Source organism: Rhodanobacter soli, assembly GCF_040548735.1.
In the GTDB taxonomy this organism is placed as follows: Bacteria; Pseudomonadota; Gammaproteobacteria; order Xanthomonadales; family Rhodanobacteraceae; genus Rhodanobacter; species Rhodanobacter soli_A.
In genome coordinates, this window is the sequence record NZ_JBEPSD010000001.1 from 2,339,085 (window position 1) to 2,364,509 (window position 25,425).

Consider the following 25,425-nt stretch of genomic DNA (forward strand, 5'->3'; position numbering starts at 1 on the left):
CGGCGCGTCGGCAGCGCGGCGCCCGGAGTTGCGCTCGCGTGCGTGTTAGGCTTTCGACGACATCGTTATTCCGTGAGCGAAGCCACAACATGACAGCCACGCCTGCGCCGCACCCGGCCCGTTTCCTCGTCATCCCGAGCCTGTTGTGTATCGGCCTGCTGTGGATGGGCGCGCTGACCCCGGCCCTGGCGACGACGCATCCCGGCCAGGCCGAGCTGGTGCGCGAGGTGGCGCACGAGACCGGCAAGAGCCCGCAATCGCTGAACGCGCTGCTCGACGGCGCGAAAATGCAGCAGAGCATTCTCGATGCGATCAGCCGCCCGGCCGAGGCGAAGCCGTGGAAGGATTACCGGCCGATCTTCCTGACCGACCAGCGCGTCGACAACGGCGTCGCGTTCTATCGCGAGCACCGCGCGCTGCTGGAGCAGATCGGCAAGCAGTACGGTGTGGCGCCGCAGTACATCGTGGCGATCGTCGGCGTGGAGACCAGCTACGGCCGCAACACCGGCAAGTACAAGGTGCTCGACGCCCTGGTCACGCTGGGCCTGTACTACCCGCCGCGGGCGAAGTTCTTCCGCGAGCAGCTGAAGGAACTGCTGAGCATGCCGGGCAACCACCTGGCCGGGCCGATCGACACGCTCACCGGCTCCTACGCCGGCGCACAGGGCTGGGGCCAGTTCATGCCCACCAGCATCCGCGATTTCGCCGTGGACGCCGACCACGATGGTCATATCGATCTGCAGAATTCGCTGCCGGACATCTTCGCCAGCGTGGCGAACTATTTCGTGCAGCACGGCTGGGTCAGCGGCGGTCCGGTGGCGGCGCGGGCGCAGCCGGACGGCGCGGCGCAGCAGGTCGCGGTGAAGGACGCCACGCCGCAGTGGCCGCTGGAGCAGTTCGAAGCCTGGGGTTACGCGCCGCTGCAGCCGCTGTCGCCGGCCGAGCCTACCAGCCTGCAGACGCTGGAAGGGCCGAACGGGCCGGAGTACTGGTTCACCTTCCAGAACTTCTACGTGATCACCCGCTACAACCGCAGCCCGCTGTACGCGATGGCGGTCGACCAGCTGGCGCAGGCGATCGCCGCCGGCGTGGGCCAGGCGGAAGCCGCGCGATGAGGGCGCCGCGTGCGGCGGCAGCGCTGGCGGCGGTCCTCCTGCTGGCCGCTTGCGGCAGCCACCGGACGAAGCCTTCGCAGGGCGGCGGCAGTCGGCAGGCCACTGCACGTGGCCACGCCCCCGCCGGCAGCAGCGACCGTTTTCACGACGACCTCAGCAAGCCGCAGGGCAGCCGCTATCGCGACGGCGAGGACAGCGTGCCGCCGCCGCTCGACGTCAGCAAGCTGGTCGAGCCGGTGCCGAAGGCGGAGCCGCGTTCGCTGTACGGCAACAAGTCGCCCTACACCGTGCGCGGGCAGACCTACCGCGTGCTGCCCAGCGCGCGCGGCTACGACGAACGCGGCATCGCCTCGTTCTACGGCAACAAGTTCCACGGCTACAAGACCTCCAGCCTGGAGACCTACGACATGTACGCGTTCAGCGCGGCCAGCACCACGCTGCCGCTGCCCAGCTACGCGCGCGTCACCAACCTGGAGAACGGCAAGAGCGTGATCGTGCGGGTCAACGACCGCGGCCCGTTCCACGACAACCGCTTGATCGACCTGTCCTACGCCGCGGCGGTGAAGATCGGCATCTGGCCCAAGGGCACCGGCCTGGTCGAGGTGCGCGGGATCGACCCCGGACAGCCGTTGCAGGAACTGCCGCCGCCGACCGTGGTCACAAACGGACACCCGGGAATCTATCTGCAGGTGGGCGCGTTCGCCGACGCGGACAACGCCGATCGGCTGGCCCAGCGCCTGCGCCGGGCCAACCTCGGCGCGGTGCAGGTGAGCGAGGCGGTGATCAACGGCCAGCGGGTCCGCCGCGTGCGGGTCGGGCCGCTGGCCAGCGTGGATCGCGCCGACCAGGTCACCGCACGGATCGAGGGCATGGGTCTGCCGCGGCCCCAGGTCGCGGTAGACTGAGCAGGATTTGCGCAGCTTTTTCCCATCATGTCGGCACCTGTCGCGCCGATATCCAGAAACCGGACTGAACAACACGATGAATTTTTTCCGCCGCACCCTGATCCCGTTCGCCGCCGTCCTGCTGGTCGGTGTTGCCGTTGCCCAGACGCCGCCGCGCCCGTCGCCGGTACCGCGCCCGGTGGTGCCGGACGCGCCGGTGCCGCCGCCGCCGGATGTCGACGGCAAGAGCTGGGTGCTGATGGATTACGCCACCGGCCAGATCCTCGCCAGCAAGGAACCCGACCTGCGCGTGGAGCCGGCCTCGATCACCAAGGTGATGACCGACTACGTGGTCTCGGCCGAGGTCGCCAACGGCAAGGTGCACATGACCGACCCGGTGACCATCAGCGAGAACGCCTGGCGCGGCGGCGGCGCCGGCACCGACGGTTCCACCAGCTTCCTCAAGCTCAACAGCCAGGTGCCGCTGAAGGACCTGCTGTACGGCATGATCATCCAGTCCGGCAACGATGCCGCGATCGCTCTGGCCGAGCACACCGCCGGTTCCGAGCAGGCGTTCGCCGGCCTGATGAACGCGTACGCCAAGCAGCTGGGCATGGTCAACTCGAACTTCCAGAACGCCTCCGGCTACCCGATCGCGGACCACTACACCACCGCGCACGACATCGCGATCCTGTCGCGCGCGCTGATCCATGACTTCCCCGACGACTACGCGATCTCCGCCGTGAAGGAGTTCGAATGGAACGGGATCAAGCAGCACAACCGCAACACCCTGCTGTGGCGCGACCCCAGCGTGGACGGCATCAAGACCGGCCACACCTCCGGCGCCGGCTACTGCCTGGCCGCCTCGGCGAAGCAGGGCGAGTCGCGCATGATCGCGATCGTGATGGGCGCGAGCAGCGAGAAGGCGCGCGCCGATTCGGCGATGGCTTTGCTCAACTACGGCTTCCGCTTCTACGAGACGCACAAGCTGTACGACGCCAGCAAGCCGCTGGCCACGCCGCGGCTGTGGAAAGGCGCGGCGAACCAGTTGTCGCTGGGCGTTGCCGACAACGTGCTGGTCACCGTCAAGCGCGGTCAGTACGACCAGCTCAAGGCGACCATGGACATTCCCGCCACGCTGATCGCGCCGTTCACCAAGGGCCAGCAGATCGGCATGCTGCGCATCACCCTGGATGGCAAGCCGGTGCAGAGCGTGCCGCTGGTGGTATTGGCCGACGCGCCGCAGGGCGGTTTCTTCTCGCGCCTGTGGGACAGCATCCTGCTGTGGTTCCACAGCGACAAGAAGGCCGAGGCAGCCGCGCCGGCCAAGAGTGCGGACGCGAAGTAATGCAACCGATCGACTTCGGCAAGGCGAAGCAGGAAGGCAAGGGCTTCCAGTTCCCCGGCGAGTTCGAGATCACCGCGGTCGGCAGCGCCAGCGCGAACCTGCCGACCCACGTGCCGCAGCTGCTGGAGCGCGCCGGCCTGCGCGTGCTGCACGAGAGCGTGCGGCACCGGCACTCCGGCGCCGGCAACTTCGTCTCGGTCACGGTGAGCTTCCGCTGCGACAGCCGCGAGCAGTACGAGGCGGCGCACCAGGCGCTGCGTGCCGATCCGGATATCCGTTACACGATGTGACACGCAGGGAACCGGGCGCGGCGAAAGAAGTAGCCTCGCCCGTTTCGCCCAGGTGCCATTGATCACCTGCGAAGTACCCCAACGTTCACTGGTTCCCGTTCCCCAAGGTTTGCTGTCATGTCGTTGCCGCTGAAAATCCGCCGTCTCGGTCGCCAGCCGTACGAGGCCACCTGGAAGGCGATGAGCGCGTTCACCGACAACCGCACCACCGATACCGCCGACGAACTTTGGCTGCTGGAACACGACCCGGTGTTCACCCTGGGCCAGGCCGGCAAGATGGAGCACGTGCTGGCGCCGGGCGATATTCCCGTGGTGCCGGTCGACCGCGGCGGCCAGGTGACCTACCACGGCCCCGGCCAGATCGTCGGCTACCCGCTGATCGACCTGCGCCGGGTCGGCGTCGGCGTGCGCGAACTGGTGCACCGGATCGAGCAGTCGCTGATCGATACGCTGGCGCACTGGAACGTGGTCGCCGTGCGGCGCGAGGGCGCGCCCGGCGTCTACGTGGCCGACGCCAAGGTCGCCGCGCTCGGTTTGCGCGTGCGCCGCGGCTGCAGCTTCCACGGGCTGGCCTTCAACGTGGCCATGGACCTGGAGCCGTTTCACCGCATCAACCCCTGCGGTTACAAGGGTTTGGCAGTCACGCAGCTGCTAGACTTGGGCGGTCCGTCGCAGTTGGCCACGGTCGAGGACGTGCTGGTGGAGGAGTTCTGCCACCAGTTCGGCTTTGTCGCCGAGCCCGCTGCCCCCATCTTGCCCGAACTCCCCGCTCGCGCAGCGGTCTGAGCTGTCTACATGAGCGAAATCTCCACCTCCTCCCCCAAGGTCATCCCGATCACCGTCGTCAGCGGTGCGCCTGCGGGTGAAAAGCAGGTTGGCAACGACAAGATCGCGCTGAACCGCGCCGGCTTCGACACCGGCGTGCCGACCCTGCGCAAGCCGTCGTGGATCCGCGTGCGCCTGCCGCAGGGCAACGCGGTGCAGCAGCTGAAGGCGCGCCTGCGCGAGAACTCGCTGGTCACCGTGTGCGAGGAAGCCTCCTGCCCGAACATCCACGAGTGCTTCAGCAAGGGCACCGCCACCTTCATGATCCTGGGCGAGGTATGCACCCGCCGCTGCTCGTTCTGCGACGTGGCGCATGGCCGCCCGGTGGCGCCCGATCCGCTGGAGCCGGCGCGGCTGGCCGAGACGATCCGCGACATGCGGCTGAAGTACGTGGTGATCACCTCGGTCGACCGCGACGACCTGCGCGATGGCGGCGCCGAGCATTTCGCCGCCTGCATCCGCGCCACGCGCCACGCCAGCCCGAACATCAAGATCGAGATCCTCACGCCCGATTTCCGCGGCAAGGGCCGCATGGAACGCGCGCTGGAGGTACTCAAGGATTTCCCGCCGGACGTGTTCAACCACAATCTGGAAACCGTGCCGCACCTGTACCGCGAAGTGCGTCCGGGCGCCGACTACCAGTGGTCGCTGGACCTGCTCAAGCGCTTCAAGGCGCAGCACCCGCAGGTACCTACCAAGTCCGGCATCATGCTGGGCCTGGGCGAAACGATGGAACAGGTGCTCGAGACGATGCGCGATCTACGCGCCCATGACGTCGAGATGATCACCATCGGCCAGTACCTGCAGCCCACGCCGCACCATCACCCGGTGGTGCGCTACTGGACTCCCGAAGAATTCGATGCGCTGCGCGTAGCCGGCGAGGCGATGGGTTTCCACCACGTCGCCTCCGGTCCGCTGGTGCGTTCGTCCTACCACGCCGACCTGCAGGCCCATGCAGCCGGTGTCACCGAGTCAGCCTGAGAGTGCCCATGAAATTCCGTCCTGCGCTGTTCCTGCTGCTAGCCCTCACCGCGACCTGCGCGCTTGCGCAGTCGGCGGCCGACCTCGGCGCCGGCAAGCCGCGCAAGGCGGCGACCTGGCCGCTCACGTCCACCCCCGAGGAGGCGCAAGCCGCGCAGCTGTCGGCGCGCTTCCTGACCCGTTTCCATTACGACGCGCAGCCGCTCGACGACGCGATGTCGGCGCGCATCTACAACGCCTACTTCAAGCTGCTCGACAGCGAGAAGGTGTTCTTCACCCAGGCCGACATGGCGAAGTTCGCGCCGCTGAAGACCCAGCTCGACGATGCGATCTGGAACCAGGACCTGTCCGCGCCGTTCGCGGTGTTCAACCTGTACGTGCAGCGCGCGGTCGAGCGCATGAGCTACGCGCGCAACCTGCTCAAGCAGGGCTTCGACTTTTCCGCCGACGAGAGCTACACCTTCGACCGTGAGCACGCCAACTGGCCGAAGGACCAGGCCGAGCTGGACGAGCTGTGGCGCAAGCGCACGATGAACGACTGGCTGCGCCTGAAGCTGGCCGGCAAGGACGATGCCGAGATCCGCAAGACGCTGGACAAGCGCTACGCGGGCTACATCGAGCGGGTCAAGCAGCTCGACGGCCAGGATGCGTTCCAGACCTTCATGACCGCCTACGCCGAGACCACCGACCCGCACACCGACTACCTCGGCCCGCGTGCGGCGGAGAACTTCGACATCGCGATGAAGCTGTCGCTGGAAGGCATCGGCGCGGTGCTGCAGCCGCGCGACGACTACACCCAGGTGCGCGAGCTGGTGCCGGCCGGCCCCGCCAACAAGTCCGGCAAGATCCAGGTCGGCGATCGCATCGTCGGCGTCGGCCAGGGCGACAACGGACCGATCGTCGACGTGATCGGCTGGCGCCTGGACGACGTGGTCAACCTGATCCGTGGCAAGAAGGACACCACCGTGCGGCTGGAGATCATTCCCGCGGACGTCGGCGTGGACGGCAAGCACGAGATGGTGACCCTGGTGCGCCAGAAGGTCAGCATCGAGGAGCAGGCGGCGAAGAAGAAGGTCGTGGAGATCAAGGACGGCGACGTCACCCGCAAGATCGGCGTGATCGATCTGCCCACGTTCTATTCCGACTTCGGCGCGCGCAGCGCCGGCGACAAGGACTTCAAGAGCGCCACCCGCGACGTCGCACGGCTGCTCGGCGAGCTGAAGCACGAGGGCGTGCAGGGCGTGGTGGTGGACCTGCGCAACAACGGCGGCGGTTCGCTGGCCGAGGCCAATTCGCTGACCGGGCTGTTCATCGACAAGGGTCCGGTGGTGCAGGTGCGCGACTCCAAGGGCCAGGTCGAGGAGCAGGGCGACGACGACCCGGGCATGGCATGGAGCGGCCCGTTGGCGGTGCTGGTCAACCGCGGCACGGCGTCGGCGTCCGAGATCTTCTCCGCGGCGATCCAGGACTACCATCGCGGCCTGATCGTCGGCGAGCCGACCTTCGGCAAGGGCACCGTGCAGAACCTGGTCGACCTGGACCGCTTCTCGCAGAGCGACAGCGAGAAGCCGCAGCTGGGCGAGCTGAAGATGACCATCCAGGAATTCTTCCGCATCAACGGCGGCTCCACCCAGCTGAAGGGCGTGACGCCGGACATCGCGTTCCCGAAGAACGGCGACGACAAGGACTTCGGCGAGTCGACCTACGACAACGCGCTGAAGTGGACCCAGATCGCGCCGGCGGACTATCAGGTGGTGGCGAACCTCAACGCCTACCTGCCGCAGCTGCAGCAGAAGCATGCCGAGCGCGTGGCGCAGTCGCCGGCATGGAAGCTGATGCTGGACGAGCTGGCGCAGTACCGCACGATGCGCGCGAAGACCTCGATCTCGCTGAACTTCGCCACGCGCGAGGTCGAGCGCAAGCAGCTGGAGGCGATCCAGGCCGATTTCCGCGCACGGCACAAGGCCATCGACGGCACCGATGCCTCGCTCGCCGACGAGGCCAGCAGCCTCGACGACGGCCTCAATGCGAACGAGCGCAGCCTGAAGAGCGAGCTCAAGCAGGAGAAGGACGCGAAGAAGGCGAAGGACGTACAGCTCAACGAGACCGCGCACATCCTGTTCGACGCGATCGGCATGATCAAGGCCGACCCGAAGCTGGCCAGCGAAGTGTTGCCCTACGGCGGCAAGTTCTCGCCCAACGCCATCGCCAGCGTTTCGACGCCGGCGCCGGCAACGAGCAGCGCCACGCACTGAATGGCCGGTTCCCGCACGACGAAGAAGGCAGCGCACGGCGCTGCCTTCTTCGTTTCCGGCACAAGGTGCATGGAGATCGTGAACGGGCTTTCAGGTGCTGTAACCGAGGCGATCGATCCACGGCTGCAATTCGGGCAGCACGGGCTCGAACTGCTCGCGATAGTTCTGCCAGCGGTCGACCGCCTTGCGGTGGACGCCCTCGGTGACCTGCGCGTAGCTGGGCGTGCTGATGAAACGCTTGCGCCGGGCGTGTTCGGCGAAGCGTGTCATGGGTGACGTGTCGGCGGTTTCGAGGAACTGCCCCAGGCGCGCGACCTGGTCGTCGAACTGGCTGACCACGGATTCGTAGCGCCACTCCAGCACATGCGGCGTGAACACCTCGACGTCGTGGTGCCACTGCTCGAAGGCTCGCACGTAGCCCTGCGCCAAGCGTTGCAGCGACGAACACAGCACCATGAAGGCCGGCGAGCGGAACGGTTGCATGCTGCAGCTGAGCAGCACGTCGCAGGGGTGGCGCAGGCACAGGATGATGCGCGCGTGCGGAAACAACCGCATGATCATCGGCAGGCACAGCATGTTGAGCGGATTCTTGTCCACCAGGCGACGCTCGCCGAGGTCGGGCAGCACCTCGCCGACCATGCGCCGGTAGACGCTGCGCAGCTGATCGGCGTCCTGCTGCGTCAGGTTCGCCAGGTCCGCGGGATACTGCTGGCCGACCAGTTCCATGCCTTCGATCAGGTCGTGGATGTAGGCGCGCTCATCCATGGACTGGAAATCCGGATGGGCGTCGAGCATCTGTTCCAGCAAGGTGGTGCCGGAACGGGGAAAGCCGACCACGAAGACCGGACTCTGCCGGCTGCCAGGTGAGGAGAGCGGTTTCCAGCCGGCATGGGCGCCGTACTCGACGTCGCCGCCTGTCACCTGCAACGGTCGACTGTCTGGCGCCAGCAGTTCCGGCACCACGTTCCGGGCGATGTCGAGTTGCATGGCATGCGCCTCCTGCAGGGCTTGCCACGCCTGGGGATACTGTCCTTGCCGGTCGCGGGCGGAAGCCAGGCCGAAAGCGGCGCTGGCCCGGCTTTCGTCGTCGGTGGCGCAGCCAAGCACACGCCGGTACAGCGCGTCGGCCTCGGCATAAGCACCCCTGCGCATCGCCAGTGCGGCGTGCGCGCGCCAGCCGTCCGCGCGGGCCTGTTGCGCGTCCGCCGGCAGGGCGTCGAGCGCGTCCGGCGACAACTGCCGCAATTCGTTTTGCGCGGCGTCGATCCGGTTGTTTCTTTCGTACAGCAGGACGCGCTGCGCGGCGATGCGCAAGCGCATGATCCCGGCCGCCGGTTCGTCGGGCAGCTGCGCTCGTGCCAGCGTGCGCAGCGCCGCGTCCAGGTTGCCCTGGACAGACAGCATGGCGGACAGCACCAGGGCCTGCTCGGCCGGTTGCGCCGGCCAGTCGATGGCCCCGCGCAGCATCGCTTCCTGCTGGGTGTTGTCGCCGCAGACGTAACAGACGTAGGCAGCCTGCAGCCGGGCTTCGAGGAAACGCGGGTTCAGTTCCACCGCGTCCAGCAAAGCCTGCCGGGCTTGTATCCAACGCTGCTGCTGCGTGTAGAGCAGGCCGAGGTTGTAGTGCACCTCGGCGTCGTCCGGCGCCAGCGACAGCGCCGTCAGCAGCGCTTGTTCGGCTTCCGCCAGGTCGCCCGCCTGGCGGCAGACGACGGCCAGGTTGTTCCAGTGGGCCGAAACGTCAGGCCGCAACTGCGCTAGTCGCCGGAAGGTGGCCGTGGCCTCCGCCAGGCGAGCGGTCGCCTGCTGCGCCAGGCCGAGCAACAGCAGCACGCCTTCGTCATTCCCCTGCGACGGCGTGGCCTGCCCGGCGAGGGCGATCACACGCTCCGGTTCGCCGGCGTTCCAGGCGCCGGCCATGGCGCTGGCCAGATCCGTGGTCGCGGTGGACATGCCTTCTCCGTCGGTAGTTTTCCAGATCGCATTATGCAAGAGGGCCGCGAACGTTCGCGGCCCTCTTGCTTGCTGCCGGTTCGGTCAGGTGGTCAGAACTTGATCGTCGCGCGGGCCCAGTAATATCGGCCGAGCACGTCGTACGTGGCGGTATCCACGTTGTAGTTCGCACCGTTCTGGTAGACCAGCGGCGGCAGCTTGTTGCTGAGGTTGTCCACGCCGATGTCGAAGCGGGTGTGGATCGACGGCACCGCGTAGCCCAGCTGGATCGAGTGGTAGATCACCGAAGCCATCGGGATGTTCACGCCGGTGATGGCGGCGTCGGCATTGAGCGCGGTCAGCTTGTTGATGTAGCGCGACTGCCATTGGGCGTTCCAGTTGCCCTTGTCCCAATTGAGCGTGACCGTGCCGCGCCAGCGCGAGATGTTGCCGAATTGCGGGCTCAGGGTGCCGGCGTAGTTGACCGTCTTTGTGCCCGGCTCGCCAGGTGTAGCGTTGACGTTGTACGTCGACGTGTAGCTGGTGCTGAGACCGGCCCGGAAGTTGCCCGGGTCCACGCTGCCCAGGTCGAAATGCGGGATCTTGTAGCGCAGCGTGTAGTCGATGCCGGTGGTGCTCAGGTTGCCCAAGTTGACCACCGGGGTGTTGATCAGGAACACCTGGCCGGGCTGCCTGCTGGTGTTGTCCTCGCGGTGGATGAACGAGCAATACGGACTGCTGGCGTTGTTGAAGCAGGAGTTGACGACGATATCGGCCTGGATCGCCGTCAGCGTATCGGACAGGTAGATGTGCCAGAAGTCGACGCTGGTGGACAGGCCCGGCAGCCAGTCCGGATCGTAGACCAGCCCGAGGTTGATGGACTTGCCCTTTTCGGGTTTCAGCGTCGAGCCCACCGTGGCGGCGCCGGAGTAGAACGTGTTGACCTGCGCAGGCGAGTTGCCGGCCCAGTTCACGGGAACGAACTGGCAGGCTGCCTGATGCGCCGCGAGCTGGTCCGCGGTGAGTCCGCGGCACGGATCGTTCAGGTTCGGCTGGACCAGCGTGCGGCCATCGTGGAGTTCATTGAGGTTGGGCGCGCGGAACACCTGGGAGACCGTGCCACGGACCAGCAGATCGGCGACGGGACGCCACTCGATCGCGATCTTGCCGTTGGTGGTCGTGCCGGTGGTGCTGTAGTTCGACGTGCGGATGCCGAGGTCGAGGTTCAGCGAGTGGGCCCATGGCTGCTCGGAGAGCAGCGGGATCAGCGTCTCGGCGTAGACCTCCTTGACGTCGAAGTCGCCGCGACCGGGCGAGCCGCAGGCTTCCTGCAGGATCTGGCAGGTGGTGGTCACCGGATCGAGCACGGCGAAGTCGCTCACGGTGTAGTTCATGAACTGCTTGCGGTACAAGGCACCGGCGGACAGCTGCATCGCGCCGGCGGGCAAATCCCACAGCTCGCCGCTGGCGTCGAACTGGGCCTGCTTGGTGGACTGGGTAAAGACGTAGATCGGCGTTTTTACGCCGTTCTTCAGTTGGTCGCCGACGCTCGCCTGGTCGAAGATGTTTGCGCCGCCGTCGACGGCGGCCTGCAGCGCCGGTATGTCCACCTCGTTGGTGTCGCGCTGGTCGCGTTTGGTATGGCTGTAGTTGACCGACGCATCCCAGATCCAGCTGCTTTCCTGGCCGAAATTGCCGCGCAGCCCCGCGTTGATCTGGGCGGTGTTGGTGGTGTAGCTGTGCACGCGGGTGCCCGCGCCGGTGAGGCGGGTCTGGAAGTTGTAGCCGCTGTTGAGATCGCCGGGGACGGGATTCTGGCTGAAGGTGACGCCGAACGGATTGATCGGATTGTTGGCGTAGATGATCAGGCCGTCGCCGGTGCCGACCGGTGAGGGAGCGTCCTGGCCGCTGGATACCGTGTGGTTGTAGAACGCATCGACGAAGCCGGTGAGGCTGTCGGTGAAATTGTAGCTGCCCAGCACAAACCCGTTGGTGCGTTTCTGTGCGGTCTGAATGTAGTTGAGTGCAGCGTAGTTGAAAGTGTCCGAGGCGAGACGGCAACGGTAGTCGCCCAGCGACGATCCGTCGCCCTGCGCCAGCGTCACGTTGGCGGTGCCGCTCGAATTGATCGGGCAGCCGTACTGGCTTGCGATCGATGCGGGCACCTGGATTCGGCCGGTCGGAATCGAGCTGGAACCGGCTGCCACGACAGAGCCGCTCGACAGGTACAGTTGCTGCTTGGAGAACTTGCGCCGGGAGGCGAGCGTCGCGTCGTACTTGTTGTAATCGAGACCGGCGGCAATGCTGAAGTTGTCGCCCGTGGCGCCTGCCGTCAGGTTGAAGCCGCGGCGCTGGGCGTCGCCGTGGCTGGAGATGCCATCGTTCAAGCTGAACTGGGCACCCTTGAAGTCCTTGCGCAGGATGAAGTTGACGACGCCGCCGATGGCGTCGGAACCGTACACCGTGGAGGCGCCTTCGGCCAGCACGTCGACCCGCTCGATCATATCCGGCGGGATCAGGTTGATGTCCGGGTTGGCCATGCGCTGGCCGTTGACCAGCACCAGCGTGCGGTTGATGCCCAGGCCGCGCAGCGAGACGCGCGACGCGCCATCGCCGGCTTCCAGCAAGGGACTGGCCACGCCGCCGCCGTTGCTGTTGTTCTGCGGATTGGTGGCGTTGCCGGAAATGCTCGGCATCTGCTGCAGCACATCGCCCAGCACGGGCTTGCCCGAGTTGGTGATGGTGGCGCGATCCAGGGTCACCACGGGACTGGCCGTCTCGAGGTCGACACGCCGGATCAGCGAGCCGGTCACGACAACTGCCTGCAGGGTCTTGGCCTTGCTCTTGGACGGTGGCGTGGCCTGATCCGTCGAGGTCGGGTTGTCCGCCTGCGGTGTTTGTGCCTGGGCCACGCCCGCCGCGGCGAAGACGCCTGCGGTCAAGGCCAGTCGCACCGCCAGTGACAAGTGATTCATGCCGTATTTCATTTGGTCTCCCCGTTGGATGTTGTTATGTGATGCGTTCCCAGCCTTCTAACCTGTCGCGTCCCCTCCCAGGCACACACTGGAACACGCCACGACAACCGCCCGCGGTGCCCAGCCGGCCAGAGACTACTCCCAGTCATGGCCCCGCGCACCACCGCCGTTGGTGCAGTTGGCGGTCCGTCCGTCCGCGCTCAGGGCTGGCGGGGCGGCGCTGCGGGCGCCGTGCCGCTTTCGCGGTTGAAGTCGCCAATGGCTGCGACCAGGTCGGTTACCGCCGCCTGTTCCGCCTCGCTGAGGTCGGGATTCCAGCTGTCCAGGATCAAAACCACGCGATCCCGGTCGCTGCGGTTCCACGCTTCATGCTCGAAGGTGTCGTCGAAGGTGATGCAGCGGCCTTCTTCCCACACATGGGTTTCGCCACCCACGCGCAAGGCGCAGTCCGGCGGCACGATGAGCGGAAGATGGGTAACCAGGCGGGTATTGGTGACGCCGCGGTGCGGCAGGATGTGCGTACCCGGGCGCAGCACGGAGTACAGCGTTTCCGGCGCGTGGTCGCGGACGCGGACCAGTGGCATCGAGTCTAGGATCGCGCTGGTGCGCGGGCAACGCGCGCACTGCATGTCGTGGCGCACGCCGTGCCGGTAGAAGAAGAACGCGTCCCAGGCGGCCTCCCGCGTACCGGACGAACCCAGCAGATGGCCCGCCACGGCCTCGCCTGAGTTGGTGCCCAGGAACGGCACCAGGTCATCCTGCGCCTGCGAGAGCACGGCGCGCAGCTCCTCGCGTATCACGTCGACGGCAGCCTCCAGCCGCGCATGCGCCGGAAAGCGCTCGCGTGGATAGAACGTCCGGCTGGGGATGCCCGGGAAATACAGGAATTTGGGACGCTGTCGCGGGTCAGGCAGCACGGCGGCCTGCTCACCGAGATAGATCGCCAGGCACTGGTCGACGCGGGCCAGTTCCGATCGGCCATAGCGTTGCCGCAACGGCTCGATGACCGCATCGAACAGCTCGCGCCGGCCGGCGGCCACGTAGCGCACGGCATGCTTTACCGCGTCGCGCAGGCCCGGCGCGGTGGTGGCGTCGTCGAGCCAGCGTCCTTGCGCTTGCGCGACATCGATCGCGCCGACGTAGGCCAGCATGGCCTCGTGCCGGCGTCCCTGCTGCTCGAGCGCGACGCCCAGGCGCAGGCGCGCCACGAACATGCCGGGTGCGACTTGCAGACCCTTGCGCAGGCTGTCGGCGGCGGCCGCCGCGTCCCCGGCCAGCATCTGCACCTCGCCCAGCCGGTGCAGGATGGCCGCATCCTGCGGTTGTGCGCGGTGTGCGGCGAACAGCAGCTCGATCGCGCGTTCCGGATCGCCCCGGCCAAGCTGGCGGGTGGCCAGGAACTGCAGCGCCTCGGCGTCATCGGGCAGGCTTTCCAGCAATTGCCGGAAGGCCTGCTCGGCCACCGCCATGTCGCCGCGCTGCCAGGCGGCAAGCGCCTGTTCGCGGCAAATCGTGGAAGTGGCATGTGACGGCTTGTTCATCGGGAAGGTCCGCTGCTGAACGTACCCGATGATTATAGGGACGTCAGCGGCGGCTGCTGGCTCATGCCGTGGCGGCTACTTTCGCGCCGCCCGCTGCTGCTTCATCCATTGCTGGTATGCCTCGACGTGCGGCATCTCGCGCAGCACCTTGGAGCGCGGGTCGACGATCAGCAGGCTGCCGGCCGGCACGTGCAGCTGGCCGCTGTCGTCGCGCATGGGCAAGGTGTGCACGGTGTCGCCCACCTGCACCTCGATCGGCATCGGGAACGGCTTGCCGTGTTCGGTCACCCAGCGCAGCTTCAGCGTGTCGCCGTCGCGCTGCTCGTCCAGGCGCGGCAGCGCGGCGTCGCGCAGGTACACGTCGAAGAACCAGTCGAGCCTGCGACCGGTGACCTGGTCGACGATCGCGATGTAGTCGTCGGTGCTCGCGTAGCGCGGCTTGAAGTTACCCGGCTTCGGATCGGGCCTGCCGTAGACCAGGCGGCGGATGCTGTCGAAGAAATCCCGGTCGCCGATCAGCTGCCGCAGCGTGTGCAGCATCAGCGAACCCTTGTAGTAGATGTCGTTGCCCGGGCCGTGCTCGGCGTCGTACACCGTGTGCTCGTTCTGGCTGTGGCCGGAAACGATCGGGTACTTGTTCTTCAGCGCCGTCCGCTCGGTGTGCAGCATCGCGAAGTAGGCCATGTCGCCGTGCAGGTACTGGCCGTACAGCGGCTGCATGTAGGTACCGAAGCCCTCGTGCAGCCACATGTCGTCCCAGTCGGCATTGGTCACCTGGTTGCCGAACCACTCGTGCGAGAACTCGTGCTGCAGCAGCCAGTCGAAGCCGTACTCGCTCTTCGGGTAGCCGTTGCCGTACGCGTTGATGGTCTGGTGCTCCATGCCCAGGTGCGGCGTTTCCACCACGCCCATCTTCTCGTCGCCGAAGGGATACGGGCCGATCTGCTGCTCGAAGAAATCCAGCATGCGCGGGAACTCGCCGAACAGTGCCTGCGCCCCGGCCGCGTGCTCGGGCAGGTACCACAGCTCCATCGGGATGGTGTTGCCGTAGCGGCTGGCGTAGTCGGCCTTGAGCAGCTTGAACGGGCCCACGTTGATCGAGATCGCGTAGGTGTCCGGATGCTTGGCGCGCCAGTGGTACGTGTGCCTGTCGCCCGCGTCGGTGATGCCCACCAGCACGCCGTTGCCGGGCGCGGCCAGCGTCTTCGGCACGGTGATCCAGGTGTCGACCAGGTCGGGCTCGCCCTGCGGGTGGTCGATGCACGGCCAGAACAGGTCGCAGCCCTCGCCCTCGACCGCGCTGGCCACCCATGGCTGGCCGTCGGCGGTGTGGCTCCACACGAAACCGCCGTCCCATGGCGCCTTCTTCGCCACGTGCGGCTTGCCGCCGTAGCGGATCGTCACGCTCACCTTGCCGCCGGCGGCGAGCGGCGCGGGCAGCTGGATGCGCAGGCGGCCGTCCGGGTTGCTCCACGCGCCGGCGGCGAGCGGCTGGCCGCCCAGTTCGATCGTGCTGATCGGCAGGTTGCGGTCCAGGTCCAGCAGCAGCGTGTCGGTGGCGGACTTCGCGGTGAAGCCCAGTGTCGCGCTGGCGTCGATGCTCTGCGTGGCCGGGTCGACCGCGAAATGCAGCTCGGCATGATCGAAGTGCACGCGCGCCTGCTCGGCCGGCATCACGCCGCCCGAGTTCAGCGTCTGTGCGGTCAGTGCCGGCTGGGTGGCGGCGGCGGTCTTGGCGACGGGTACGCTGGTGCAGGCGGCGAGGCCGAGCGCCACGCAGGCGGCAAGCAGGTGCGGGCGAAGAGGCATGGCGGGCTCCGATCCGGGGAATCCCGCAGGATGCAATCTTTCGCTCCGGCGCGACAACGCCAGAAGTCATGCTCAGCCGGCGTAGCGCTGCCGCAGGAAGGCGAACGTCGCGCGCAGCCCCATCGCCTCGCCGCCGCGCGGACGGCCGGGGCGGTCCGTGTCGTTCCAGGCGTAGGTGTCCAGGTGCAGCCATGGTGTGCCGTCCGGCACGAAGCGTTCCAGGTACAGCGCCGCGGTGATCGCGCCGGCATGGCGCGACGGACCGGCGTTGGCGAAGTCGGCCAGGTACGAATCGAGCATCCTGCGGTACGGCCGCCACAGCGGCAGCTGCCACAGCGGATCGTCGACCGCGCGGCCGGCGGCCAGCACGCCGGCGGCTGCGTCGTCGTCGTTCGCGAACAGCGCCGGCAGGTCCGGGCCCAGCGCCACGCGCGCGGCGCCGGTGAGGGTGGCGAAGTCGAGCATCAGGTCCGGCTGCTGTTCCGAGCCGTAAGCCAATGCGTCGCACAGCACCAGCCGGCCCTCGGCGTCGGTGTTGTCGATCTCGACCGCGTGGCCGGCGCGGGTGACCACCACCTCGCCCGGACGCAGCGCATTGCCGGCCACGGCATTTTCCACCGCGGGGATCAGCAGGGTCAGCCGCACCGGCAACTGCGCCTGCATCACCAGGCCGGCCAGTGCGATCGCATGCGCCGCGCCGCCCATGTCCTTCTTCATCCAGCGCATGCCGTCGGACGGTTTCAGGTCGAGTCCGCCGGTGTCGAAACACACGCCCTTGCCGACCAGTACGAGCCGGGGATGCTCGCGCTTGCCCCAGCTCAGCTCGACCAGCCGCGGCGCACGATGGCTGGCGCGGCCGACCGCGTGGATGGTCGGGAAGTTCGCCTTGAGCAACTCGTCGCCGACCCAGTCGCGCACCTTCGCCTTGTGCGTCTTGCCGAGCTGCTTGATCGCGTCGCCCAACTGCTCCGGACCCATGTCCTCGGTCGGCGTGTTGACCAGGTCGCGCACCAGCGCGGTGGCTTCGACCAGCGGCGCCAGTTGCTGCAGCTGGGCGGCCGGTACGGCGAGCCGGGCCGGCGCGCGCTTCGGCTGGCGGTAGCGGTTGAACTGGTAGGCGCCGAGTGCCCAGCCCAGCGCGGCCTGCGCCGGATCGGCCAGCACGCCCTCGTCGGCGAGATGGTAGGTCGCCGCGGGCAGGCTGCACGGCAGTGCGGCCAGCGCCGCCAGCGGATGGCGCGCGTCGACGCCGGCCAGCACGCGCACCAGTTTGCCCGCGGCATCGGACAGCAGCGCGAACGTGCCCGCCACCGCGTCGAAACCGCTGTCGGCCAGCCAGCGTCGCTGCGCCGCGGTGAGCCGGCGACGGGTCGCGGCGTAATGCGCGGCGTCGGTGGTCTCGATGGCGATGCTGCGGCGGGTGCCGGACTGGCGTTCGATCAGGGCGGACATGCGGGATCCTTCTAACTTGCGATGGCACGACGCGGGGCGTGCCATGGAGGGCGAATCGCCAATGATGCGCGTCTTGGCCCCGGCTGCCTATCGGCTCTTGGTCGCAGGGGTCTGTGCTTCGAGCCAGTCGGCGAGCGCGGTCATGTCGCGCAGGTCCAGCTCGGGCGGCTGGCCCAGTTCGGCGGGCCAGGGCAGGCCTTCGCGGTTGATCCAGGCGGTGCGCAGGCCGGCGTCGCGGGCGCCGGCCATGTCCATCGCCGGATCGTCGCCGACGTGCAGGATCTGCTCGGGCGCCACGCCCAGCCGTTCGGCCGCGGCCAGGAAGATCCGCGGGTCGGGCTTCGCCACGCCGCTGTCGCGCGCGCAGACGTGGTGGGCGAAGTGCGCGTGGATACCGATGCGCTGCAGGTCGGCGTTGCCGTTGGTCAGGCTGGCCAGCGGCCAGCGCGCGGTGATCCGCTGCAGCGCGGGCAGGCTGTCCGGATACAGCTCCACGCTGTTGCGCGCGGCGAAATAGATTTCCCACAGCGTCTCGATCGGCGCGTCCTCCACGCCGCAGGCGGCGAACGCCTGTCGCAGCGTGAGCTGGCGCTGGCTGGTGAAGTCATGCGCCAGGTCCAGCCGCTCGGCGGCGACCTGCATGCGCAGCTCGCGCATGGCCGCGATCGGCCAGGCGCGTGCGACGTCGGGATGGTGCCGCCGCAGCCAGGCATCCACCGCCTGGTCGGCGCGTTCGAGCGCCGGCAGCACCGGCCACAAGGTGTCGTCGAGATCCAGCGTCAGCGCGAGTATCGGCACGCCCGCACGGCTCAGCGGTTGCGGATGCGCAGCACCTGGCCGAGCTTGATCTGGTCGTTCTTCAGGTGGTTCCACTCGCGCAGTTGGGTCACCTCGACCGAGTGCCGCTTGGCGATCGTCGACAGCGTGTCGCCCTTGGTCACCTTGTAGGTGGTCGAGGCCTGGGTGGCGTTCGCGGTGACCTTGCCGAAGTCCTTGCCTTCGGTCCGGCTGACCGTGGTGGCGCTGCCGTTCGCATGGGCCACGCCGGTGACGGTGACGTCGCTCACGCTGCCCTGGACCTTGCTCAGGCGGGCCGTGTCCTTGGCGTCGGCGCGGCGCTGCTCCAGCGCCTGCCGCGCCGCCAGCGTGTCGGGCGAGGTCGGCGCGATCGCGGCGCGTGCCGCATAGGTGGCGCCCGGCGCCGACACCGGCGTGCCCTTGACGGCGCGTGCGCCGACTTCGGCCAGGATCCGGCTGCGCCGCGAGACGTCCATCGCCACCAGCGCGCCGTCGTCCTGGTACGGCAGCACGGCGTGCTTGCGCAGCGCCGCCTTGGCCGGTTCGGTCTGCATGAAGTCGATGAAGGCCTGCGCCTGGGCGGCCTTCGGGCTGCGCGGGTTGGTCACCAGGTACAGCGGGATGAACAGCGGGTAGCTGCCGTCGGCGATGTTGGCGACGGTGGCCGGCTTGCCGTTGATCGGGATCGCCTTGAGCTTGGCATTGCCGCTGATGCTGGCCAGGGTGCTCACGCCCAGGCCGTTCGGGTTCAGCGCGATGCCTTCTTCCAGCTTGCGCGTGTTGACGTACAGCCGCGGCGCCGCCACCGGCTGGTTGCCGCGACCGAACAGCAGACTGCGCAGGCTGTATTCCACGCCGTCGCCGGGGCTGGCCACCGCGTACACGTCGATCGGCGCGCTGCGGCCGCCGACTTCGCTCCAGTTGTGGATCTTGCCGTAGTAGATGTCGTGCACCTGCTTCAGCGTGAGGCTGCGGATCGGGTTGGACGACTGGGTGATGATCACCAGCGCATCCCAGGCCACCGGGGTGAAAGTGAGGTTCGCGTTCTGCGCGCTGTTGTCGCTGGCGCGTGCGCTGCCGGCCAGGTCGGCGCTGCCCGAGGCCACCGCGTCGATGCCCGAGGCGGTATTGAACGGCTGCAGTTCGATGTTGCCGTGGCCGGTCTTCTCCCACGCCTTCGCCACTTCGTTGACCACGCCGTTCGCGGTGGCGACGTCGCCGCGCCAGATCAGGCTGCTCTTGGCGGGGGCGCTGGTGTGCGCCTTCGGCTTGCTCCTGGCGAACGCGGGGGTGGTGAGGCAGGCCCCGATCAGGGCGACGGACAGCAGGCGGGTAAGACGGACGGACATGGTGGTGGGGAGCCCCGGCATGATGAGGTGTGGATGGAAAGGCGCGAGTATGGCGCCTTGCAGGCGCACACAAGGTGAAGCGATGAGGATATTTCATCGGCCTGAATGCAGAACATCAAGCGCTTTCATGGATTTGCGCGATGGCGGCACGCGGGATGTGCGCCGGGACACGACCCGAAGGCGATCCCGGCCACGCTTTCACCTGAATGGCTTTCGCCTGGGAGCCCGGGCCGCAGCCGCTTGTGCTTCTGCGGCCCGGGCTCCTAGTTGACCACCACGTAGCGCGTGCCGTCGTCGTCGGCGACCACCAGCACCAGCTGGCGCGGCTTCACCCCGGCCAGCCCGCGCAGCATGCGCAGGCTGGTGATGCGCTGGTTGCCCACGCCGATCACCACGTCGTCGCTGCTCAGTCCGGCGCGCGCGGCGCGACTGCCCGGCTGCACCGCGCTGACCGCCACGCCGTACCAGCCCTGGTTGCGCTGGTTCTGGCTCAGCTCGGTGAAGCGCACGCCGGCCAGGCGCGGATCGAGCTGGCCGCCGTCGATGCTGGCCAGCTTCTCCGCGGTGAGCGTGGCGTTGACCTCGCGCAGCTTGCCGTCGCGCAGCACGCCCAGGCGCAGCGTGCTGCCCAGCGGCAGCAGGCCCTCGGCGTTGTTCAGTTCCTGCACGTTGTGCAGCGACTTGCCGTTCAGCGTGGTCAGCACGTCGCCCGGCTGCAGGCCGGCGTGCGCGGCGGACGAACCGTCGGTCACGCCGGTGACCACGACGCCGTTGCTGTCCTTCAGCCCCAGCAGCTGGGCGATGCGCGGGGTGACCGTCTGGGTCTGCGCGCCCAGGCTGCCGCGCTGCACCTTGCCGTGCGCCAGCAACTGCGCCATCACGTCGCTGGTGAGGTTGCTGGGGATCGCGAAACCGATACCGACGTTGCCGCCGGACGGCGAGAAGATCATCGTATTGATGCCGACCAGTTCGCCGCGCAGGTTGACCAGCGCGCCGCCGGAGTTGCCGGGATTGATCGAGGCGTCGGTCTGGATGAAGTTCTGGTAGCCGGAGTCGCCCAAGCCCGAGCGGCCCAGCGCCGAGACGATGCCGGCGGTGACCGTCTGGCCCAGCCCGAACGGATCGCCCACCGCCACCACGTAGTCGCCGACCTGCAGCGCCGAGGAGTCGGCCAGCGGCAGCGCCTTGAGGTTCTGTGCCGGGATCTGCACCACCGCCACGTCCGTGCCCGGGTCGGTGCCGATCAGCTTGCCCTTGAACGTGCGCCCGTCCTGCAGCGTCACGCTGATGTCGTCGGCGCCGCCGACCACGTGGTTGTTGGTCAGCACGTAGCCCTTCGCCGCATCCACGATCACGCCCGAGCCCAGGCTCTGCTCGACGCGCTCGCGCGGCGTCGCCGGCAGGCCGAAGAACTGGCGCACCATCGGGTCGTCGAAATACGCATCGCGCACCTGCACCCGGGTCGTGGTGGAGATGTTCACCACCGCCGGCGTGACCCGCGTCAGCATCGGTGCCAGCGACGGCAGCGGCTGGCCGCCGATCGCGGTCGGCAAGGTCGCCGCGCGGCTGTCGCCCGGCACGCTGCCGATGGCGACGGCGGCCACGACCAGCAGGCCGGTCAGCCAGGGCACGAGGCGGGAAGGCAACTGCGACATGGGAGTCCTCCTGAAAGCGGTGAAAGCGGCGCTGCTTCGACCGGACTGCGGCGCCACGGTTCCGTCCGGCCGAATGCTGCCGTGGGGACTTTACAAGCAGCGACGTCAGGGTTAACTTGCTTACCCGATATCAACCACAACATCTTGTGTTCACAGACCAGCGCTGAGACTAGCACTGGTAGCGACCGTCACACTCTTGAGGGGGAGTCGTTGTCGTCGGGAACCAGGTGGCGCATGGGCTGGGGGCAATCCCCGTGGCCCGTCGAATAGCCATCGACAGCATGAACGACATTGTCGTATCGAATAAAAAACAACGCCGGCCGCAAGGTCGCAGCGAGAGGTCAGGAAGCCGATGAGCACAGTGCGTGCGCCAGCCACGAATTCAGCCCCCAGCACGAACCCAAGTTCAACCATGAACCCAGCCACCAACCGTGATGCCGCCGTGGAAATTCCGCTGCAACCGGCGTCCTACGACATCTGGGATAAGAAGTATCGTCTGAAGGCGAAGTCCGGCGAGCCGGTCGACGCCACCATCGACGAGACCTATCAGCGCGTGGCGCGCGCGTTGTCCGACGTGGAAGCCACCGACGAGCTGCGCGGCCACTGGTACGAGCGTTTCCTGTGGGCGCTGCGCCGCGGTGCGATCCCTGCCGGCCGCATCACCTCCAACGCCGGCGCGCTGGCGCACAAGCCGGCCACCAGCACCATCAACTGCACCGTCTCCGGCACCATCCGCGATTCGATGGACGACATCCTGGAGAAGGTGCACGAGGCCGGCCTGACCCTGAAGGCCGGCTGCGGCATCGGCTACGAGTTCTCCACGCTGCGCCCGCGCGGCGCGTACGTGTCCGGCGCCGGCGCGTACACCTCGGGCCCGCTGTCGTTCATGGATATCTACGACAAGATGTGCTTCACCGTCTCCAGCGCCGGCGGCCGCCGCGGCGCGCAGATGGGCACGTTCGACATCAGCCACCCCGACGCCAAGGAATTCATCCGCGCCAAGCGCGAGGACGGCCGGCTGCGCCAGTTCAACCTCAGCCTGCTGATCACCGACGGCTTCATGGACGCGGTCGAGCACGACCACGACTGGCCGCTGGTGTTCCCGGTGCACGTCAAGGAAAAGGACGAGATCGACGTCGACGACCCGGCCCAGGTGGTCTGGCGCGAGTGGCCCACCCACGAGAACTACGTCGACCGCGAGGACGGCCTGGTCGCTTGCAAGATCTACGGCCACATCCGCGCGCGGCACCTGTGGGACATGATCATGGTCTCGACGTACGACTACGCCGAGCCCGGTTTCATCCTGATCGACAAGGTCAACGAGATGAACAACAACTGGTGGTGCGAACACATCCGCGCCACCAACCCCTGCGGCGAACAGCCCTTGCCGCCGTACGGCTCGTGCCTGCTCGGCTCGATCAACCTGACCACCTTCGTGCGCGACCCGTTCGGCCCGAAGGCGCGCTTCGACTGGGACGAGTACCGCGAGGTGGTCAAGGTGTTCACCCGCATGCTCGACAACGTGGTCGAGATCAACGGCCTGCCGCTGGAGCAGCAGCGCAACGAGATCATGGGCAAGCGCCGCCACGGCATGGGCTTCCTCGGCCTGGGTTCCACCGTGACCATGCTGAAGATGCGCTACGGTTCGGCCGACGCGGTGAGCTTCACCGAGGACGTCTCGCGCGAGATGGCCGTGGCCGGCTGGGAAGTGGCGCTGGAGCTGGCCAAGGAAAAGGGTGCCGCGCCGATCCTGCTGCGCGACTACACCGTCACCGGCGACATGCTGCGCAAGCGCCCGGAAATGGTCGCCGACGGCTACAAGGTCGGCGACGCCATCCCCGGCCGCGTGCTGCACGCCAGGTACAGCCGCTACATGCAGCGCGTCGCCACGGTGGCGCCGAACCTGGTCGAGCAGCTGGCCGAGACCGGCGCGCGCTTCACCCACCACAGCTCCATCGCGCCCACCGGCACGATCAGCCTGAGCCTGGCCAACAACGCCAGCAACGGCATCGAGCCCAGCTTCGCCCACAGCTATTCGCGCAACGTGATCCGCGAGGGCAAGAAGTCCAAGGAAAAGATCGAGGTGCTCAGCTACGAGCTGCTGGCCTACCTGGCCCTGATCAACGCCGACGCCAAGGTGTCCACCGACGAGGCGGCCAACAAGCTGCCCGACTACTTCGTCTCCGCCGACGACATCAGCCCGAAACAGCACGTGGACATCCAGGCCGCCTCGCAGAAGTGGATCGACTCGTCGATCTCCAAGACCGCCAACGTGCCCACCGACTACCCCTACGAGGACTTCAAGGACATCTACTTCTACGCCTACAAGCAGGGCCTGAAGGGATGCACCACGTTCCGCTTCAACCCCGCCGCGTTCCAGGGCGTGCTGGTCAAGGAAGCGGACCTTGAAAGCACCCTCTACCGCTTCGAGCTCGAAGACGGTAGCGTTGTCGAACTGAAAGGCAATGAGCAGGTGGAATACGACGGCGAAATGCACTCCGCCGCCAACCTCTTCGATGCCTTGAAGGAAGGCTACTACGGCAAGTTCTGAACCGTCGCACGCCCCCGGCGTGCGGCAACTCAAGCGGTCCACCGGAGGGGAACACCAGCATGTCCATCGATAACGAAACCGAAGCGAGCAACACCACCACCACGCCGGCCGCCGCCGAGGCGCCTGCCGTAGTCCTGCCGGTCTTGCCGGAAGTGCCGCCGGCTGCGCCGGTTGCCGCACCCGCGCCGGCAAAGAAGAAGCCGGCAGCGAAGAAGAAGGCCGCCCCGAAGAAGGCCGCGGCCAAGAAGGCAGCGCCGAAGAAAGCCGCTGCGAAGAAGGCTGCGCCAAAGAAGGCTGCCGCCAAGAAGGCCGCGCCGAAGAAAGCCGCTGCAAAGAAGAAGGCCGCGCCCAAGAAGGCCGCGGCGAAAAAAGCTGCGCCGAAGAAAGCCGCCGCCAAGAAAGCCGTGAAGAAGGCGGCCAGGAAGGTGGCGAAGAAAGCCGCAGTGAAGAAGACCGCCGCGAAGAAGGCCGTCAAGAAGGCAGCCAGGAAAGTCGTCAAGAAGGCCGGTGCCGCGAAGAAGGCGGTGAAGAAGGTCGCCAAGAAAGTCGCCAAGGTGGTGAAGAAGAAAGCCGCCAAGGCCGCAAAGAAGGTCAGCAGCAAGAAGTCGGCCAGCAAGAAGGCCGCACCGAAAAAGGCGGCAGCGAAGAAGTCCGCCAGCAAGAAGGCCGTCGCCAAGACGGCCAAGAGGTCCACTGCCAGCAAGAAAGCGAGCGTCAAGTCGGCAGCGCGCAAGCCTGCCGCCAAGAAGGCCGCTGCAAAACGGAAGTAAGCGACACCGCATGCGGCCCGGCCACGCGCCGGGCCGCATGTCTACGCAGCACGCCGCGTCCACTCCGGCACCAACACTCGATAAAGAAGCGAACACCATGGCGATCAAGATCGACAAGAAGATCACGGGCTACAACGTGGTCAAACCCGAAGACAAGGTTGCCGCCACCCCGGCCGTTGCCGCCGCGCCGAAAGAGGCGCCCACGGCCGAAGTGATCCAGATGCACGAAAGCGTCGAGCGGCCCGAAACCCTGGTCGGCTCCACCTTCAAGATCAAGTCGCCGCTGTTCGAGCACGCGCTGTACGTCACCATCAACGACATCGTGCTCAACGCCGGCACCAAGCACGAGCTGCGCCGCCCCTTCGAGATCTTCATCAACTCGAAGAACATGGACCACTTCCAGTGGATCGTGGCGCTCACCCGCATCCTGTCCGCCGTGTTCCGCAAGGGTGGCGACGTCACCTTCATCGTGGAAGAGCTGAAGGCCGTGTTCGACCCCCGCGGCGGCTACTTCAAGGCCGGCGGCATCTACATGCCCAGCATCGTCGCCGAGATCGGCGGCGTGATCGAACAGCACATGAAGAACATCGGCCTGATCCACGATCCGGAGATGGACGACGCCACGCGGAAGCTGATTGCCGAGAAGCGGGCGGCGTACGAGCAGGCCGGGGCAAAAAAAAACACTGAGGTGAGCAAGGCGGCTTCCGCTGCGGCAACCTCCAGCGAGTCCGAATCCTCGGGCTTCCCGCCCGGTGCGACGCTGTGCCAGAAGTGCAATACGCAGGCGCTGGTGCTGATGGATGGGTGTCAGACGTGTTTGAATTGTGGGTATTCGAAGTGCGGTTGAGCAGCGGTAATCCCCGTAAAGCGCGCTACCGTGCCCTTTACGCTGGCG

Annotated in this window: 18 protein-coding genes; 10 read left to right on the plus strand and 8 right to left on the minus strand. The window is 67.3% G+C overall.

All coding sequences use genetic code 11. From position 1 onward, the window contains the following. Positions 1-89 precede the first annotated feature (89 nt). The 7 genes from mltB to ABIE04_RS10605 all read left to right on the plus strand — a co-directional run bounded on the left by mltB (position 90) and on the right by ABIE04_RS10605 (position 7,698). Positions 90-1,115: a lytic murein transglycosylase B gene (mltB, locus tag ABIE04_RS10575; protein ID WP_354549663.1), complete on the plus strand. Its 1,026-nt coding sequence runs from the start codon at positions 90-92 to the stop codon at positions 1,113-1,115. Beyond that, the gene (locus ABIE04_RS10580; RefSeq protein WP_354549665.1) at positions 1,112-2,020 is read left to right on the plus strand and encodes a septal ring lytic transglycosylase RlpA family protein; all 909 of its coding nucleotides are present in this window, start codon (positions 1,112-1,114) and stop codon (positions 2,018-2,020) included. The genes mltB and ABIE04_RS10580 overlap by 4 nt, the downstream gene beginning before the upstream one ends. Before the next feature lie 76 nt (positions 2,021-2,096). Further along, the gene (locus ABIE04_RS10585) at positions 2,097-3,347 is read left to right on the plus strand and encodes a D-alanyl-D-alanine carboxypeptidase family protein (RefSeq protein ID WP_354549667.1); all 1,251 of its coding nucleotides are present in this window, start codon (positions 2,097-2,099) and stop codon (positions 3,345-3,347) included. Continuing rightward, complete coding sequence (locus ABIE04_RS10590) at positions 3,347-3,637, plus strand: DUF493 family protein (protein ID WP_354549669.1); 291 nt, start codon at positions 3,347-3,349, stop codon at positions 3,635-3,637. The genes ABIE04_RS10585 and ABIE04_RS10590 overlap by 1 nt, the downstream gene beginning before the upstream one ends. Before the next feature lie 117 nt (positions 3,638-3,754). Continuing rightward, positions 3,755-4,423, plus strand: a complete 669-nt coding sequence (lipB, locus tag ABIE04_RS10595) for a lipoyl(octanoyl) transferase LipB (protein WP_354549671.1) — start codon at positions 3,755-3,757, stop codon at positions 4,421-4,423. Positions 4,424-4,432: 9 nt separating this feature from the next. Then, entirely contained in the window at positions 4,433-5,443 is a 1,011-nt protein-coding gene (gene lipA, locus ABIE04_RS10600; protein ID WP_354549673.1) for a lipoyl synthase, read from the plus strand. Positions 5,444-5,451: 8 nt separating this feature from the next. After that, on the plus strand, positions 5,452-7,698 hold the full coding sequence (locus ABIE04_RS10605; RefSeq protein ID WP_354549675.1) for a carboxy terminal-processing peptidase: 2,247 nt from the start codon (positions 5,452-5,454) through the stop codon (positions 7,696-7,698). A gap of 90 nt (positions 7,699-7,788) precedes the next feature. On the opposite strand, the gene ABIE04_RS10610 is transcribed toward ABIE04_RS10605, so the two are convergent. The 8 genes from ABIE04_RS10610 to ABIE04_RS10645 all read right to left on the minus strand — a co-directional run bounded on the left by ABIE04_RS10610 (position 7,789) and on the right by ABIE04_RS10645 (position 21,209). Continuing rightward, positions 7,789-9,651 (minus strand): tetratricopeptide repeat-containing sulfotransferase family protein, encoded by a 1,863-nt coding sequence (locus ABIE04_RS10610; RefSeq protein ID WP_354549677.1) that lies wholly within the window; start codon positions 9,649-9,651, stop codon positions 7,789-7,791. A gap of 92 nt (positions 9,652-9,743) precedes the next feature. Further along, a complete protein-coding gene (locus ABIE04_RS10615) occupies positions 9,744-12,605 on the minus strand; it encodes a TonB-dependent receptor domain-containing protein (protein WP_354549679.1) in 2,862 nt (953 codons plus the stop codon). A gap of 200 nt (positions 12,606-12,805) precedes the next feature. Further along, a complete protein-coding gene (locus ABIE04_RS10620; RefSeq protein ID WP_354549681.1) occupies positions 12,806-14,146 on the minus strand; it encodes an aspartyl/asparaginyl beta-hydroxylase domain-containing protein in 1,341 nt (446 codons plus the stop codon). 75 nt (positions 14,147-14,221) lie between these two features. Then, entirely contained in the window at positions 14,222-15,955 is a 1,734-nt protein-coding gene (locus ABIE04_RS10625) for a M1 family metallopeptidase (RefSeq protein WP_354549683.1), read from the minus strand. A 72-nt stretch (positions 15,956-16,027) separates the two neighbouring features. Next, positions 16,028-17,407 (minus strand): leucyl aminopeptidase family protein, encoded by a 1,380-nt coding sequence (locus ABIE04_RS10630; RefSeq protein ID WP_354549685.1) that lies wholly within the window; start codon positions 17,405-17,407, stop codon positions 16,028-16,030. An 87-nt stretch (positions 17,408-17,494) separates the two neighbouring features. Then, positions 17,495-18,205 (minus strand): HAD family hydrolase, encoded by a 711-nt coding sequence (locus ABIE04_RS10635; protein ID WP_354549687.1) that lies wholly within the window; start codon positions 18,203-18,205, stop codon positions 17,495-17,497. A gap of 11 nt (positions 18,206-18,216) precedes the next feature. Further along, entirely contained in the window at positions 18,217-19,554 is a 1,338-nt protein-coding gene (locus ABIE04_RS10640) for a LysM peptidoglycan-binding domain-containing protein (RefSeq protein ID WP_354549689.1), read from the minus strand. A gap of 263 nt (positions 19,555-19,817) precedes the next feature. Further along, positions 19,818-21,209 carry a DegQ family serine endoprotease gene (locus ABIE04_RS10645; protein ID WP_354549691.1) on the minus strand — a complete coding sequence of 464 codons (1,392 nt, stop codon included), beginning with the start codon at positions 21,207-21,209 and terminating at the stop codon, positions 19,818-19,820. Positions 21,210-21,621: 412 nt separating this feature from the next. Here ABIE04_RS10645 and ABIE04_RS10650 point away from each other — a divergent pair, with 412 nt between their 5' ends. The 3 genes from ABIE04_RS10650 to ABIE04_RS10660 all read left to right on the plus strand — a co-directional run bounded on the left by ABIE04_RS10650 (position 21,622) and on the right by ABIE04_RS10660 (position 25,377). After that, on the plus strand, positions 21,622-23,760 hold the full coding sequence (locus ABIE04_RS10650; protein WP_354549693.1) for an adenosylcobalamin-dependent ribonucleoside-diphosphate reductase: 2,139 nt from the start codon (positions 21,622-21,624) through the stop codon (positions 23,758-23,760). 59 nt (positions 23,761-23,819) lie between these two features. Further along, positions 23,820-24,530 (plus strand): hypothetical protein, encoded by a 711-nt coding sequence (locus tag ABIE04_RS10655; RefSeq protein WP_354549695.1) that lies wholly within the window; start codon positions 23,820-23,822, stop codon positions 24,528-24,530. A gap of 97 nt (positions 24,531-24,627) precedes the next feature. Then, positions 24,628-25,377, plus strand: a complete 750-nt coding sequence (locus ABIE04_RS10660; RefSeq protein ID WP_354549697.1) for a TSCPD domain-containing protein — start codon at positions 24,628-24,630, stop codon at positions 25,375-25,377. Positions 25,378-25,425 lie beyond the last annotated feature (48 nt).